At 72.8% G+C, this 15,288-nt stretch carries 13 protein-coding genes; 12 read left to right on the forward strand and 1 reads right to left on the reverse strand.

Translation table 11 applies throughout. The features are described from left to right. Positions 1-477 precede the first annotated feature (477 nt). The 7 genes from J421_RS32790 (at position 478) to J421_RS13730 (ending at position 5,563) form a co-directional block, all read left to right on the forward strand. Entirely contained in the window at positions 478-624 is a 147-nt protein-coding gene (locus J421_RS32790; protein ID WP_158508791.1) for a hypothetical protein, read from the forward strand. A gap of 78 nt (positions 625-702) precedes the next feature. Continuing rightward, positions 703-1,347 (forward strand): uracil-DNA glycosylase family protein, encoded by a 645-nt coding sequence (locus tag J421_RS13705; protein ID WP_025411748.1) that lies wholly within the window; start codon positions 703-705, stop codon positions 1,345-1,347. Next, entirely contained in the window at positions 1,344-1,709 is a 366-nt protein-coding gene (locus J421_RS13710; protein ID WP_025411749.1) for a YfiM family lipoprotein, read from the forward strand. Before J421_RS13705 ends, J421_RS13710 begins: the two co-directional genes overlap by 4 nt. A 91-nt stretch (positions 1,710-1,800) precedes the next feature. Then, entirely contained in the window at positions 1,801-2,271 is a 471-nt protein-coding gene (locus J421_RS13715) for a cytochrome c maturation protein CcmE (RefSeq protein ID WP_025411750.1), read from the forward strand. 3 nt (positions 2,272-2,274) lie between these two features. Next, entirely contained in the window at positions 2,275-4,392 is a 2,118-nt protein-coding gene (locus J421_RS13720; protein WP_104022609.1) for a heme lyase CcmF/NrfE family subunit, read from the forward strand. 14 nt (positions 4,393-4,406) lie between these two features. Then, positions 4,407-5,021, forward strand: a complete 615-nt coding sequence (locus tag J421_RS13725) for a cytochrome c-type biogenesis protein CcmH (protein WP_158508792.1) — start codon at positions 4,407-4,409, stop codon at positions 5,019-5,021. Further along, positions 5,021-5,563: a zinc ribbon domain-containing protein gene (locus tag J421_RS13730; RefSeq protein ID WP_025411753.1), complete on the forward strand. Its 543-nt coding sequence runs from the start codon at positions 5,021-5,023 to the stop codon at positions 5,561-5,563. Before J421_RS13725 ends, J421_RS13730 begins: the two co-directional genes overlap by 1 nt. A gap of 4 nt (positions 5,564-5,567) precedes the next feature. Here J421_RS13730 and cutA read toward each other — a convergent pair whose 3' ends face one another. Further along, complete coding sequence (cutA, locus tag J421_RS13735) at positions 5,568-5,918, reverse strand: divalent-cation tolerance protein CutA (protein ID WP_025411754.1); 351 nt, start codon at positions 5,916-5,918, stop codon at positions 5,568-5,570. A gap of 128 nt (positions 5,919-6,046) precedes the next feature. Here cutA and J421_RS13740 point away from each other — a divergent pair, with 128 nt between their 5' ends. The 5 genes from J421_RS13740 to J421_RS13760 all read left to right on the forward strand — a co-directional run bounded on the left by J421_RS13740 (position 6,047) and on the right by J421_RS13760 (position 15,253). Beyond that, positions 6,047-8,740: an ADOP family duplicated permease gene (locus J421_RS13740; protein WP_025411755.1), complete on the forward strand. Its 2,694-nt coding sequence runs from the start codon at positions 6,047-6,049 to the stop codon at positions 8,738-8,740. 10 nt (positions 8,741-8,750) lie between these two features. Continuing rightward, positions 8,751-9,083: a PadR family transcriptional regulator gene (locus tag J421_RS13745; protein WP_025411756.1), complete on the forward strand. Its 333-nt coding sequence runs from the start codon at positions 8,751-8,753 to the stop codon at positions 9,081-9,083. A 59-nt stretch (positions 9,084-9,142) separates the two neighbouring features. After that, positions 9,143-12,040, forward strand: coding sequence for an excinuclease ABC subunit UvrA (uvrA, locus tag J421_RS13750; protein ID WP_025411757.1), 2,898 nt, complete (start codon positions 9,143-9,145; stop codon positions 12,038-12,040). 75 nt (positions 12,041-12,115) lie between these two features. Next, entirely contained in the window at positions 12,116-13,297 is a 1,182-nt protein-coding gene (locus tag J421_RS13755) for an FAD-dependent monooxygenase (protein ID WP_025411758.1), read from the forward strand. 75 nt (positions 13,298-13,372) lie between these two features. Continuing rightward, positions 13,373-15,253: a multicopper oxidase domain-containing protein gene (locus tag J421_RS13760; RefSeq protein ID WP_025411759.1), complete on the forward strand. Its 1,881-nt coding sequence runs from the start codon at positions 13,373-13,375 to the stop codon at positions 15,251-15,253. Positions 15,254-15,288 lie beyond the last annotated feature (35 nt).

A 15,288-nucleotide genomic window follows, 5' to 3' on the forward strand; every position in this document is an offset into this window, starting at 1 on the left:
TCCGGCAACGGCGACGGCGCGGGGGCATGCCCGCCGGGCGCGGTCCACGGCGAAACGTGGCCGCCTAACGGAATGCGCGCGGCGCGAGGTCCGGGATCGCGACGTCGTCCGGCGCTGGGCGGAGCCGCACTACTGGGCGCCGTTCGTGCTGACCGGCGGTCGCCGAGCGCCGAAATGACGATGGACCGACTCGCCGTCATCGGTGAGATGATGCGAGCCCACGCCATCGTCCCCCGTCGCCCCGCCACACGATGTCGCCCAACAGCCATCTCACCGGTCTGCAGCTCCTCGACGTCGGCGGCTCGGCGAGCGCCGACGCGCGCACACATCTCGCCGCGTGCCCCGTGTCGTGCGCGGCTCGACGCGGCGCGCCGGCGCGACGCGGCGCTCGCGCACGCCCTGCGCGCCCTCGAGGACCGGTCGCCCGGACGGAGCCGCGCCGAGGAGGACGCGCGCCTGCACACGATCATCGACCGCATGCTGACCAGCCTGCGCGCGGCGGCGAGCGCCGGCGCGTCGCCGCCGTCCGCGATGACCACCGCGCGCACGGGCGAGGGCCCCCGGGGGTTCCACCCCGGCCCGCGGAGCTGGGTGATCCTCGGCGCGCCGGGGCTGGCGCGTTAGGCGGCGCGGCCCGCGCGGGGAACCGGACGTGATGGATCGGGTTACTCTCCGGGTCCGCTCGTCGAATCCCCGGTCGCCATGTCACGCCGTCTCCCGATCTCCGCCGCGCTCGAGTCGCACCGCGCCGCGCTCGCGGCCTGCCGCCGCTGCACGCTCCCGCCCGACGTCCGCCCCGTCGTCTCCCACGCCCGCGAACCGCGCATCGTGCTCGTCGGCCAGGCGCCCGGCCGGGCCGAGGTCTCGAACGGACGCGCGTTCTCGGGGCGCGCGGGGAAGACGCTGTTCCGGTGGTTCGAGCGCGCCGGGTTCACCGAGGACGTTGTGCGCGAGCACGTCTACATCGCGGCCGTCACGCGGTGCTTTCCCGGCGCCCATCCCTCCGGCCGCGGCGACCGCGTGCCGAACCCGTCGGAGCGGACCGCGTGCGCGGGGTGGCTCGACGCGGAGCTGCGGATCATCCGGCCGGAGCTGATCATCCCCGTCGGCCGGCTGGCGATGGACCGCTTCTTCGGGCCGCGCCCGCTCGACGCGCTCGTCGGGCGCGAGCACGAGGTTGCGTATGACGGGGGGCGCGCCGTCGCCGTGCCCCTGCCGCATCCCTCCGGCGCGAGCTCCTGGGTGCACGCGGCGGAGCACCAGGCGCTGCTGCAGCGCGCGCTCGAGCTGCTCGCCGTGCGCTTCGCCGCGCTCGGCATCGGCGAGGGCGTGCGGAGCGCCGCGTGACGCGGTGCTCGGCGCTCGTCGCGCTGCTGCTCGCCGCTGCCCCCGTTGCGGCCCAGCCGCCGCGCGATTCCACCCGCGCCGTCCGACCCGTGCTCCCTCCCGACCGATGGCTCGGCGCCGACAAGGCGAAGCACTTCTTCATGGCCGGGTTCACGGCGGCCGCGGGCTTCTCGGCAGCGCGGCTCGCGGGGCTCGACCGGCGGCCGGCGCTCGGAATGGCCGCCGGGCTCGCGGCGACGATCTCCATGGGGAAGGAAGTTCGCGACCGGCGCGTCACGGGACGGTTCAGCGCGCGCGACCTCGTCGCCGACGCCCTCGGGGCCGCGGCGTACGCGGCGCTGCTCGCGCGGACGGCGCGATGACCCGCCGTGACCGCCCGCATCGCATTATGCCGCATGGTATTATTGTGGTAGTCGGCCGTCCCGGTCGGACACTCCAGCAGGACACGCATTCGTGAAAGCGCGGACCAAGTTTCTCATCGGGGGCCTGCTGGTCCTCGGCAGTGCCGGCTTCCTCATGGCCAGCTCCATCAAGGAGACCGGCCAGTACTACCTCACGCCCGGCGAGCTCGCGGCGAAGGTTTCCCGCGACCCGAGCTTTCGCGAGAGCGGCGTGAAGGTCGGCGCGCGCGTCGTGCCGGGGAGCATCAAGCGCGATCCCGGTGGGCGCTCGCTCACGTTCGACATGACCGACGGCCAGCAGACCTACGCCGTGGCGTACCGCGGCATCGCCCCCGACACGTTCACCGACGGGGTCGACGTCATCGTCGAGGGTCGCCTCGGCTCCGACGGGACGTTCCGGGCCACGACGCTGCTCGCGAAGTGCGCGTCGCGCTACGAGAACGCGCCCGACAAGTACAAGAGCACGCCCGGGTATCAGGCACCCGGCACCCAGCGCGCGCCGGTGCCCGGCGCGCGCGCCTGAGCCGTGGGCTCCGGCATCGCCCCCGGGCTGGTCCTGCTCGGGGAGCTGTCGCTGTGGGTGGCGCTGCTCATGGCCGCGTGGAGCGCGACCGTCTCCTTCGCCGGCGCCACGAACGGTCGGCGTGACCTGATTCACAGCGGCGAGCGGGCGCTGTACGCGACCACGGGCTTCGTGGCGCTCGCCAGCGTCGGCCTGTGGGCGGCGCTCTTCTCGCACGACTTCTCGGTGAAGTTCGTCGCCAGCTACACGAGCGCGAACCTGCCGAAGGTCTACACGTTCACCGCGTTCTGGGCGGGGCAGGCGGGGTCGCTGCTGTTCTGGTGCCTGATCCTCTCCGCGTACGCGGCGACCGCCGTCGCGACCGGGCGCGTGCGCGCGAACCGTGAGCGTGGCGCCGCGGAGCTGCTGCCGTACGTCACGGGCACGCTGAGCGTCGTCACGCTGTTCTTCCTGCTGACGATGTGCTTCGGCGCGAACCCGTTCGAGCGGCTCGACTGGATCCCCGCCGACGGCCGCGGCATGAACCCGCAGCTCCAGAACCCGGGCATGGCGGTCCACCCGCCGATGCTCTACCTGGGGTACGTCGCCACCGCGGTGCCGTTCGCCTACGCGATCGCCGCCCTCGTCACGCGGCGGCTCGACGCCTCGTGGCTCGCGCCGGTGCGCCGCTGGTCGCTCCTGAGCTGGTTCTTCCTGACCATCGGCATCACGCTCGGCATGTGGTGGGCGTACGTCGAGCTCGGGTGGGGCGGCTACTGGGTGTGGGATCCCGTCGAGAACGCGTCGCTGCTGCCGTGGCTCACCGGCACCGCGTTCCTCCACTCGATCATGATCCAGGAGAAGCGCGGCATGCTGCGGAAGTGGAACGTCACGCTCGTCGTGTCGACGTTCCTGCTCGCGATCCTCGGCACGTTCATCACACGCTCCGGCGTCATCCAGAGCGTGCACTCGTTCGCGCAGTCGCCGGTGGGCAACTGGTTCGCCGGCTTCCTCGCGCTCAGCATCGCGACCACCGGGTACCTCGTCGCGACGCGCCTCCGCGACCTCAAGGCACACGCGGAGCTGGAGAGCATGCTGAGCCGCGAGGCGGCGTTCCTCTACAACAACGTCGCCCTCGTCGGCATCGCGTTCTCGGTGCTGTGGGGCACGCTGTTCCCGATCATCTCCGAGGCGGTGCGCGGCGAGAAGATCACGGTCGGGCCGCCGTTCTTCAACACGGTGAACGTCCCGTTAGGCCTGCTGCTGCTCGCGCTCACCGGCATCGGGCCGCTCATCGCGTGGCGGCGGGCGTCGGTGGCGAACCTGCGGCGCCAGTTCACCGTGCCCGGAGCCATCGGCCTCGTCACCGGCGCGGTGCTCGTCGCCGCCGGCATGCGCGACTTCTACGCCGTGGTCTGCTACACGCTCGCCGCGTTCGTGCTCGGCACCATCCTGCAGGAGTTTCAGAAGGGGGTCGCGGCGCGCATGCGCATGCACGGCGAGGCCCCGCCGCGCGCGTTCGTGCGGCTCGTCGCGCGCAACCGGCGGCGCTACGGCGGCTACGTGGTGCACTTCGGCATGATCACCATGTTCGCCGCGTTCGCCGGCCTCGCGTTCAAGAAGGAGATGGACGTCACGCTGAAGCCGGGCGAGAGCTACGCGACCGTCGACCCGTGGGGGCACCGCTGGCGCTTCACGAGCACCGGCGCGTCGCAGTACAAGGCGCTCAACCGCTACGTCACCGCGATCTCGCTCGAGACGGAGCGCGACGGCCAGCCGATGGGGATCATCACGAGCGAGAAGCGGCAGCACGTCGACAGCCGCGACCAGCCCACGTTCGAGCCGTCCACCGAGGTCGGCATCCGGGCGTCGCTGAAGCAGGACGTGTACGTCGTCCTCGCCGGCGTCACGCAGAGCGAGACGGCCGAGCTGCGCATCCAGTTCAACCCGCTCGTCGAGTGGGTGTGGATCGGCGGCCTCTTCATGGCGATCGGTGGGCTGATCGTGATGTGGCCGCAGGCGGAGCGCAAGCGCTCGCAGAGCGGCTACGTCGCCGTGCTGCCGCCGGAGCACGTCGAGCTGCCGCGGCCGCTCGTCGCGCCCGAGCCGGTGCCCGCCGGCGCGAACCTCCGCGCGACGTGACGCGCACGATGTCCATGCATCGCCGACAGTTCGTCGCCGCGGCCGTGTCGTTGGCGGCCGGTCGCCGCTTGCTGGCGCAGGGCGAGGTGCAGGGCACCTCGTCGGACACGACGCAGTCGCAGTCCGCGGCGTCCAACATGGTGATGAACCAGAGCGCGATCCGTCCCGTGCGCCTGCCGGTGAAGCCGGGCGCGCGGCCCGTGCTCACGACGCAGCAGCGCGACGATCTGGAGCACCGCATCCACTGTCAGTGCGGCTGCACGCTCGACGTCTTCACCTGCCGCACGACCGACTTCTCGTGCTCCGTGTCGCCCGCCATGCACGGCGACGTGCAGCGCCTCGTCGAGGGCGGCTACTCGGCCGACGAGATCGTCGCCGCGTTCACCGACGTGTACGGCGAGCGCGTGCTGATGGTGCCGAAGAAGGAAGGCTTCAACTGGGCGGGCTACGTGGCGCCGTTCGTCGCCATCGGCACCGCGGGCGCCGTGGTGGCCACCACGCTTCGGCGGTGGCGCGCGCGCGCCGCCGTCGTCACGCCCGCGTCGCGCGGCGACGTCCAGGCGGACGTCGACGCCACGCCCGAGGAGCTCGCGCGCCTCGACGCCGCGGTGCGCGCGGAGGAAGCCTGATGGCGCTCCCCGATGGCGTCATCGCGCTCGGCGCGGGCACCGTGCTCGCGCTGGGCGCCGCGGCGCTCGTGCTCGGCCCGCTGCTGCGCGACGAGACCGACGCACCGCGCGCGCGGCGTCCGGTACCGTCGCGCGCGAGGGAGGCGACCACCGGCGCCGTCGACGCGCTGCGCGAGATCGAGTTCGACCGCGCGACGGGCAAGCTCTCCGACGCGGACTACGATGCGCTGAAGGCGACGTACACCCGCGAGGCGCTCGCCGAGCTGCGCGCCCGCGACGCCGCCGCGGCGTTAGGCACTCGCGCGGCCGCCGCCGCTTCGGACGACATCGTGGAGCGCACGATCCGTCGCTATCGCGCCTCGTCCGCCCACGCCGCGGTCTGCCCGGTCGACGGCCCGCGCCCGGAGGCGGACGCGGTGTTCTGCTCCGCGTGCGGCCGCTACCTGCCGGCGGTCTGTCCGCGCTGCGGCGCGGCGTGCGACCAGCCGGAGCAGCGGTTCTGCGGCGCGTGCGGCGTGCCGCTCGACGCGGCCGCGGCCTGACGCGTCAGGGCGCGACGATCTCCTCGTCGCGCCCCTCGCCCGTCTCGCGGGCGATCCAGCCGAGGTACTTCTCGAGCCCCGCCGCTACGGGGAGCGCGAGCAGCTCCGGCACCTTGTACGGGTGCAGCTCGGCGAACACGGTCGCGAGGTCGCCGAGCCGGCCGGCCGCGCTCTTCAGCAGCACGACGACCTCGCGCTCGTCGGCGAGCTGGCCCTCCCAGCGATAGAGCGAGCGGGCGCCGGGGAGGATCGTGCCGCAGGCGACGAGGCGCCGATCGAGCAGCGCGCGCACGAACGCGACTGCCTCGTCCTCGGAGGCGAGCGTGGTGAGAACGACGGTGGCGTCGGAAGACATGCCGTAATTCTAGCCGAGTCAACCTTCCGGGCGCAGCCAGCGTCTAACGCGGAACGATCGAGCGATCCATCCAACGATCTATCAGCGCGTGCTATCGCGGCGCGCGATATTTCTACATTGTAGAAGCCATGGCACCGTCCGAGCCCCGCCTCCCGCGACTGCCGCTCGTCCTGCTCGGCGCGCTCCTCCCGCGCGCGGAGCGCGACGAGCTGCTCGCCGATGTCGTCGAGGAGTTCGGCGAGCGGTCGCGCGCCGCCGGCACGCCGGCGGCGCGGCGGTGGCTGTGGGCGCAGCTCGTCGGCTCCGCGCCGGCCGTGCTGCGCTGGAGATGGTGGCGCGGGTGGACCGGCTTCGAGCCCCGCGCGAACGCGTACCGCCCCGGAGGGCCCATGCTCAAGAGCTGGATCTCGGACGCTCGCTACGCGGCGCGCCGCCTGCGCGCGCGCCCCGGCTACACCGTCCTCGCCGTGCTCACGCTCGCCCTCGGCGTCGGCGGCACCGCCGCCGTGTACGGCGTCGCGCGCGGGCTGCTGTTCGACCCGCTCCCGTACGCGAACGCGCCCGAGCTGGCGACGTTCTGGTCGACGTTCTCGTGGAGCGAGGAGGAGTTCTCGTACCTCCGCGGCCGCTTCCCGGGCTTCCGCCAGGTCGCCGCCTACCGCAACCGGGACGTGACGCTGCGCGTGGGCGACGCGCCGGCGCGCTTCGTTCCCGGCATCGCCGCGTCGGCCGAGCTGTTCGACGTGCTCGGCGCGCGCCCCGCGCTCGGCCGCCCGCTCCGCGCCGGCGACGATGCGTTGGGCACGGCGCCGGTCGCGGTGCTCAGCGACGGTCTGTGGCGCGAGCTCGGGGCCGACCCGTCGATCGTCGGCCGGAGCCTCGTCCTCGACGGCGCGCCGACGACGGTCGTCGGCGTGATGCCGCGGGGCTTCTGGTTTCCCGACCCCTCGGTACGCGTGTGGACCTCGACGCCGATGCGCCCGGACAACGGCGCCGGCAACTACACGCTCGTGGGTCGCGTCGCGCCCGGCCTCGACCCCGGCAACATGGGTCCCTACGTCGCGCGGCTCACCGCGATGCTCGGCGAGCGGTTCCACTATCCCGAGAAGTGGGACAAGACGAAGAACGCGAGGGTGACGCCCATCCGCGAGTCGATGACCGGCACGATGCGTCCGGCGCTGCTCGCCACGCTCGGCGCGATGGGGCTCATCCTGCTCATCGCCTGCGCCAACGTGGCCGCGCTCATGCTCGGCCAGGTCGACGCGCGCTTCACGGAGCTCGCGGTGCGCTCGGCGCTCGGCGCGAACCAGCGTCGTCTCACGCAGCAGCTCGTGGTCGAGGCGCTGCTCATCGCGATCGCGGCGGGCGCGCTGGGCGCGGGGCTGGCCGCCGGCGGCTTCCGGGTGCTGGCGCACGCGCTGCCGTTAGGCGCCTGGGGCGAGACGGTCTCTCCCGACTGGCGCGTCTTCGTGGCGGCGCTCGGTCTCGCGATCGCCGCGGCGCTGCTCGTCGTCGCCGTGCCCACGGTCTCGCTGTGGCGCGGCGACCTGCGCGGGGTGCTGGGACGCGCGCGCACCGGGGGGCTCGAGGGGCGCGGCGGTCGGCTGGAGAACGGCCTCGTCGTGGCCGAGGTGGCGCTGGCGGTGCTCATCGCGTCAGGGGCCGCGCTGCTCGTGCGCAGCGTGGGCAACCTCTACGCGCTCGACCCGGGCCTCCGCGCCGAGCAGGTCGCCGTCGTCGACGTGGTCGCGCCCAACGATATCGGCGGCGTCGCGCAGTGGCGCGCCGTCGATGAGGTGGTGACCGCGCTGCACGCACTCCCCGGCGTGCGCGCCGTCGCCGCGACCACGCAGCTCCCGCTTCGCGGCGGCAGCGACAGCTACGGCTTCACCATCGAGGGGCTGAAGGACACGGACGACGGTTCGACGACGTACATGCGCATTGTGACGCAGGAGTACTTCGCCGCGCTGGGGATCCGCCGGCTCACCGGGCGCACGTTCGAGCTCACGGACCGTCGCGCCGCGGACAGCGTCCGCGCGGAGACGCAGCGCGGCGAGCGCCGCGACAGCACGCCCCCCGAGCGTGTGGTCGTCATCAACCAGGCGCTGGCGAAGAAGTACTTCCGCGGCGAGAGCCCGATCGGCCGGCGCATGGGCGGCACGTTCCGCGGCGCGGAGCGCATCATCGGCGTGGTCGTCGACGTCGCCGAGGGCAAGCTCACCGACGCGCCCGAGCCCGCGCGCTACTTCCTGGCCGACGAGGTGCCCATGCGCCACGGCACGTACACGCTCGCGCTCCGCGTCTCGCCCGGCATCGACCCCACGTCGGTCCTCGACGCGGCGCGCCGGACGGTGTCGCGTCTCGCGCCCGGGTTCGCGGTGCAGGAGCTCACCACGATGCAGCGCGTGCTCGATCGTGCCGTCGGCCCCGCGCGGCAGGTGATGACGCTGCTGTCGCTGCTCACCGGGCTCGCGCTCGTGCTGGGCGCCATCGGCATCTACGGCGTCATCGCGCACTTCGCCGCGCGCCGTCGGCGCGACTGGGCCATCCGCGTCGCGCTCGGCCTGCCCGGCGGGCGCGTGGTGGCGCGCGTGCTCGGCCACGGTACCGCGCTCGTCGCCGTCGGCATCGTCATCGGTGTCGCCGCCGCGTCGGTCCTCGCGCGCCTGCTCTCGGCGCTGTTGTTCGGCGTGAGCGCGTTCGACCCGCTCGCGCTGGCCGGCGCCGGCGTCGCGCTGCTCGTCGTCGGGTTCCTCGCCGCGGCCGCGCCCGCGTGGAGGGCCGGCATGACCGACCCCGCCATCGCGCTCCGTGAGCAGTGAGGGCCGTGCGATGAGCGATCAGTCGCCGCTCGGCGTGTTCGAGGAGCAGATCCTCGTCGCCGTGCTCCGCGTGCAGGGGGACGCGTACGGCATGAACGTGCGCCGCGAGATCGAGCGCGTCACCGAGCGCGAGGTGGCGATCGGCGCCGTGTACGCCACGCTCGACCGGCTGGAGGCGAAAGGGCTCCTCGTCTCCAGCCGGCCGCGCTCGCAGATCTCGCCGCGGCGGTTGTTCGCGCTCACCGCGGCCGGGGCGCAGGCGCTGGCCGACACGCGCGCCATGCGCGACCGGCTCTGGCAGGGGGTCGACCTGCGGCGGCTGGCGGCGCTCGGCCGCGGCTGAGCCCGCGCTCCTACCTGCCGGCTTGTCTTCGGGCCATCTCCCGCGCAGCTTAGGATGTTATGGCCGAAGAGTCGCTGATCGTCCGCGGTGCCCGCGAGCACAACCTCAAGAACGTCGACGTCACCATCCCACGCGACAGGCTCACCGTCATCACGGGGCTGTCCGGATCGGGGAAGTCGTCGCTCGCCTTCGATACGATCTACGCCGAGGGGCAGCGGCGCTACGTGGAGTCGCTCTCCGCGTACGCGCGCCAGTTCCTCGGGCTCATGGAGAAGCCCGACGTCGACGCGATCGAGGGGCTCTCCCCCGCGATCTCCATCGAGCAGAAGAACGCCGGGAACAACCCGCGCTCGACCGTCGGCACGGTCACGGAGATCTACGACTACCTGCGCCTGCTGTTCGCGCGCGCCGGCACGCCGCACTGCCCGAACTGCGGCCGCCCGGTGCAGCGCCAGAGTCCCGCGCAGATCGCCGAGACCGTGCTCACGTGGCGCGACGGCACGCGCATCGAGGTGCGCGCGCCACTCGTGCAGGGGCGCAAGGGCGAGTTCCGCGAGCTGTTCGAGGGCGCGCGAAAGCAGGGGTTCATCCGCGCCGTCGTCGACGGGGAGCTGATCGAGCTCGCCGACCCGCCGAAGCTGAACCGCCGGCAGAACCACAGCATCTCGGTCGTCGTCGACCGCCTCGTCGTGCGCGCCGAGGATCGCGGGCGCCTAACGGATTCGCTGGAGACCGCGCTGCGCCTCGCGGAGGGGCTGGTGGAGGTCGTGGAGTACGGCGCCGGCGAGCCGGAGATCCACCTCTTCAGCGAGCGCTACGGCTGCCCGGTGTGCGGCATCTCGCTCCCCGAGCTGGAGCCGCGGCAGTTCTCGTTCAACTCGCCGTTCGGCGCGTGCCCCGCGTGCGGTGGGCTCGGCACGCGGCGCGAGGTGAGCGAGGAGCTCATCCTCGGCGACGCGAGCATCTCCATCCTCGAGGGCGTCGTGCTGCCGTGGGGAGAGCCCGACGGCTATCTCCGCAAGACGATCCTCCCCGGCCTCGCGAAGGCGCTCGGCTTCGACCTCAACGCGCCGTGGGGGAAGATCCCGCCGGCCGCGCGCAACGCGCTGCTCCACGGCACGGAGAGCGGGGAGCGGGGAGCCGGGAGCGTGGAGACGCCCAAGAAGAAGGCCGCACGCTCCACGCTCCCCGCTCCACGCTCGGCTGGGATGCAGTGGGAGGGCATCATCTCGAACATCCAGCGCCGCTATCAGGAGACGTCGAGCGACGCCGTGCGGATGGAGCTCGAGGAGTTCATGGTCGCGCGGCCGTGCTCCGCGTGCGGCGGCACGCGGCTCAAGCCCGCGTCGCTCGCCGTCACGCTCGCGGACCGCAACATCGGCGAGGTCGTCGATCTCTCCGTCGTCGGTGCGCTCGAGTTCTTCAATGCGGTGCCGGTGCGCGGCAACGGCAAGCCGGGGCTCGACCCCGAGATCGCCGGCCCGATCCTCAAGGAAGTGCGCGAGCGGCTCCGCTTCCTCGTCGACGTGGGCCTCGACTACCTCACGCTGAACCGCTCCGCCGAGTCGCTGTCGGGCGGCGAGGCGCAGCGCATCCGGCTCGCGACGCAGATCGGCTCGCGCCTGGTCGGCGTGCTGTACATCCTCGACGAGCCGTCGATCGGCCTGCACCAGCGCGACAACGGGCGCCTGCTCGCGACGCTGAAGCAGCTCCGCGATCTCGGCAACACGGTCATCGTCGTCGAGCACGACGAGGAGACGATGCGCGAGGCCGACTACCTGCTCGACCTCGGACCCGGGGCGGGGAAGCATGGCGGGGAGGTGATCGCCGCCGGCACGGTGGACCAGGTGCTGCGCAACCCGAACTCCCTCACCGCGAAGTACCTGAACGGCACGCGCGAGATCCCGGTCCGCGCCGAGCGCCGGCCGTACGACCCGAACCGGGTGCTGCGCGTGGTGAACGCGCGCGAGCACAACCTGCGCGGCGTCACGCTGGAGATTCCGTTAGGCACCTTCGTCGCCATCACCGGCGTCTCCGGGTCCGGCAAGTCCACGCTCATCGAGGACACGCTGCACCGCGCGCTCGCCCGCCACTTCTACCGCGCGCGCGTCATCCCGGCCACGCACGACCGCATCACGGGGCTCGAGCACATCGACAAGGTCATCGACATCGACCAGAGCCCCATCGGCCGCACGCCGCGCTCCAACCCCGCGACGTACACCGGCCTGTTCACCCCCATCCGCGAGCTGTTCGCCGAGCTGCCGGAGGCGAAGATCCGCGGCTACGGGCCGGGGCGGTTCAGCTTCAACGTGAAGGGCGGCCGCTGCGAGGCGTGCCAGGGCGACGGGCTCGTGAAGATCGAGATGCACTTCCTCCCCGACGTCTTCGTGCCGTGCGACGTCTGCAAGGGGAAGCGCTTCAATCGCGAGACGCTCGAGGTGCGCTTCCGCGGCCTCTCCATCGCCGACGTGCTCGATCTCACCGTCGAGGACGCGTGCTCCACGTTCGAGAACCAGCCGCGCATCTCGCAGAAGCTCGAGACGCTGCGCGACGTGGGGCTCGGCTACATCCACCTCGGCCAGAGCGCGACGACGCTCTCCGGCGGCGAGGCGCAGCGCGTGAAGCTCGCCACCGAGCTGTCGAAGCGCGACACGGGACGCACGCTCTACATCCTCGACGAGCCGACGACGGGGCTCCACTTCGAGGACGTGCGGCTGCTGCTCGACGTGCTCCACCGGCTCGTCGACCGCGGCAACACGGTGCTCGTCATCGAGCACTCGCTCGACGTCATCAAGACCGCGGACTGGGTGGTCGACCTCGGCCCCGAGGGCGGCGCGCGCGGCGGCACCATCGTCGCCGCCGGCACACCGGAGGACGTCGCGAACGTGGACGCCTCGTACACCGGGCACTACCTGAAGGCGCTCCTGCCGAAGCTGCGTCGTCGCAAGGCGGGGTAGGCACCCGGGTCGACCGACCCTGGGCGCCGTTCGGCGGCCGCCGCATGATGGAGCGCAACCACGGCGGATCCCATCATGTCCATCCCATCGCGCAGCTCCACCGCGACGAGCAGCGTCGGCCGCGTCGCGATCATCGGCGGCGGCATCGGCGGTCTCACGGCCGCCATCGCGCTGCGCCAGCGCGGCATCGACGCGCACGTCTTCGAGGCCGCGTCGGCGCTGGGCACGGCGGGCGCCGGGCTGTGGATCTCGCCTAACGCGATGCAGCTGCTGCAGCGGCTCGACCTCGCCGGCGCCGTCATCGCCGCCGGCGTGCCCCTCGGCCGCGCGGAGGTGCACGACGCCGAGCGTGGGCTGCTGCAGCGGCTCGATTTCTCCGACGCCTCGCAGCGCTTCGGCGTGCCGACCGTCGCGATCCTCCGCCACCGCCTGCACGCGATCCTCGCCGCGCGGCTGCCGAACGACCGGTTGCACGTGGGTGCGCCGTGCGTGTCCGTCACGACGACGCACGGGGTGCGCGCGCATCTCGCCGACGGCCGCACCATCGACGCGGACCTGCTCGTCGGCGCGGACGGCCTGCGCTCGGTCGTGCGCGAGTACGTGTCGCCCGGCGTCGCACCGCGCTACTCCGGGCAGACGTCGGTGCGCGGCGTCGCGTCGCTCGCGCTGCCGCCGTCGCTCGCCGGCGTGTCGCGCGAGATTTGGGCGCCCGGACGACGCTTCGGCTTCTCCGCCGTCGCGCCCGGCGAGGTGTACTGGTTCGCGACGTTCGACGCGCCGCCCGGCATCGCCGAGCCGCCCGCCGAGTCCGCGCACCACCTGCACGCGCTGTTCGACCGCTTCCCGCCGCCCGTCTCCGATCTGATCGAGACCACCGACGACGCGCGGCTGGTCCGCACCGATCTGCACGACCTGCCGCGCCTCGCGACCTGGCATCGCGGCCGCGTGGCGCTGCTCGGCGATGCGTCGCACGCCACCACGCCGAATCTCGGACAGGGCGCGGCGCAGGCGATCGAGGATGCGTGGGTGCTCGCCGACCGTCTCGCGCGGTCGGTCTCCGTGGAGGCCGCGCTGCGCGAGTACGAGGCGATCCGCAAGCCGAAGGCGCGCTTCGTCGTCGATCGCTCGTGGCAGGTGGGCCGCCTCGCGCACCTCTCCAATCCGGTCGGACGCGCGGTGCGAAACCTCGCGCTCCGTTGTACGCCCGCATCGGTGGCGCGCCGACAGCTCGATCGCGTGTACGTGCTCGACTACTGACGCGGCGGGCGGGGCTTGTGCGGTTCGGAGGCGGGGCGCATCGTCTCGCACCCTTTCCGCACCGGAGGTCGGGCCGTGACGTGGTTCGCCCCGCTCCTCGCCGCCATCATCCTGAGCGCAGCGAAGGATCCGCCCTCGCGCTCTGCGCCCGTCGCACTGCCTAACGACAACCGCGTGCCGGCTGGCGTGACCGTCGCGGGCGTGCGGCGCATCCGTCTCGTCGTGCAGCGTGCCGTGTGGCACCCCGACGCCGATGACGGGCCGTCGCTCGTCACCGAGGTGCTCGGCGAGGAAGGGAAGACGCCGATGATCCCCGCGCCGCTCATCCGCGTGCTCGTCGGCACGCGCGTCGATGCGACGGTGCGCAACACGCTCGCCGACACGATCGTCTTCTTCGCGCAGTGCGGCATCGACTGCCGCGACAGCCTGTTCGTGGCGCCGGGGCAGACGCGCGCGCTGCCGGTGCGCACGAGCCGGCCCGGCACGTACTCGTACGCGTCGTTCCTGTACCGCGGCGGCCACCCGTACTTCGAGAGCGCGGCCGCCACCCAGACCGGTGGCGCGATCGTCGTCGACTCCGCGGGCGCGCCCCCCGACCGCGTCTTCGTCATCGCCGAGTGGATCCAGCGCTTCGACACGACGAAGGTGGGCGACGACGAGCGGCTCGTGATGACGATCAACGGGCGCATGTGGCCGCACACGGAGCGCCTCCACCTCACCGTCGGCGACACGGTGCACTGGCGCATCGTCGACGCGAGTGGCGACACGCACCCGATGCACCTGCACGGCTTCTACTTCCGCGTCGACTCGCGCGGCGACGGCGCGACCGACACGATCTACTCGGCCGCGCAGCGGCGTTGGGCGGTCACCGAGGAGCCGCCGCGGCTCGGAGCGTTCACGCTCACCTGGGTGCCGCAGCGGTCGGGGAACTGGATCTTCCACTGCCACAAGGCCGTGCACATGGGCGGCTTCCAGCACGCGCACCTCGCCGAGGAGCGCGTCGACCCGATCCGCGACACGACGCACGACGCGCACACCACCGACGCGGAGCACATCGCGTCCGGCATGGGCGGACTCGTGCTCGGCATCGAGGTCGCGCCGCGTCCGAGCGCCGTGCCCGCCGCGATCGCGGTGTCGTCGACCGCGCCGCCGGCTCCGGTCGCGCCGAGGCGCATCCGCCTGCTCGCGCAGCGGCTTCCCGGAGCGCTCGGCGTGCATGGGTACGTCGTGCAGGGCGGGGACTCCGCGCCCGCGCGCGACTCGGTGCGCGTGCCCGGGCCGCCGATCGTGCTCACGCGCGGCGAGCCGGTGGAGATCACCGTCGTCAATCATCTCGACGTGAAGACCGGTGTGCACTGGCACGGAATAGAGCTGGACAGCTACTACGACGGCGTGGGAGGATGGAGCGGCGCCGGCGCCCACCTCGCGCCGCGCATCGCGCCTAACGACTCGTTCGTCGTGCGCTTCACGCCGCCGCGCGCCGGCACGTTCATGTACCACACGCACAACGACGAGGTGCGACAGCTCGTGCTCGGCCTCTACGGGCCGCTCGTCGTGCTCGAGCCCGGGCAGACGTTCGACGCGTCCACCGACCATCTCGTGGTGATCGGCGAGACGATGTCGAGCGGCCGACGCGTGGTCGGCGTGAACGGCGCCGCGGGCGCGAGGCCGATGCACCTCGCCGCGGGCAAGCCGCACCGCTTCCGGCTGCTCAACGTCCTCATCGACGACGACGCCGAGGTCTCGCTCGTCGACAGCGCGAATGCGCCGCTCGTCTGGCGTGCCGTCGCGAAGGACGGCGCCGACCTCCCGGTCGCGCAGCGCACCGAGCGTCCGGCGCGTCTCTCGCTCGGTCCCGGTGAGACGGTCGACGTGGAGATCGTGCCGAAGCCGGGGCGCTACGCACTGCTCGTGCGCGGCTACAGCAACGTCCTCATCGACGTTGACGTCCGTTAGAATTCCCGTCCTCACCGTTCGACTGTCCCGGCGCG

Origin of the sequence: Gemmatirosa kalamazoonensis, assembly GCF_000522985.1 — a bacterium.
GTDB lineage: Bacteria > Gemmatimonadota > Gemmatimonadetes > Gemmatimonadales > Gemmatimonadaceae > Gemmatirosa > Gemmatirosa kalamazoonensis.

Bases quoted from the DNA above. Each gene is read 5' to 3' on its own strand.
- J421_RS32790 (WP_158508791.1), top strand. From the start codon at position 478: ATGCTGACCAGCCTGCGCGCGGCGGCGAGCGCCGGCGCGTCGCCGCCG.
- J421_RS13705 (WP_025411748.1), top strand. From the start codon at position 703: ATGTCACGCCGTCTCCCGATCTCCGCCGCGCTCGAGTCGCACCGCGCC.
- J421_RS13725 (WP_158508792.1), top strand. From the start codon at position 4,407: ATGCATCGCCGACAGTTCGTCGCCGCGGCCGTGTCGTTGGCGGCCGGT.
- J421_RS13730 (WP_025411753.1), top strand. From the start codon at position 5,021: ATGGCGCTCCCCGATGGCGTCATCGCGCTCGGCGCGGGCACCGTGCTC.
- cutA (WP_025411754.1), bottom strand. From the start codon at position 5,918: ATGTCTTCCGACGCCACCGTCGTTCTCACCACGCTCGCCTCCGAGGAC.
- J421_RS13740 (WP_025411755.1), top strand. From the start codon at position 6,047: ATGGCACCGTCCGAGCCCCGCCTCCCGCGACTGCCGCTCGTCCTGCTC.
- J421_RS13745 (WP_025411756.1), top strand. From the start codon at position 8,751: ATGAGCGATCAGTCGCCGCTCGGCGTGTTCGAGGAGCAGATCCTCGTC.
- uvrA (WP_025411757.1), top strand. From the start codon at position 9,143: ATGGCCGAAGAGTCGCTGATCGTCCGCGGTGCCCGCGAGCACAACCTC.
- J421_RS13755 (WP_025411758.1), top strand. From the start codon at position 12,116: ATGTCCATCCCATCGCGCAGCTCCACCGCGACGAGCAGCGTCGGCCGC.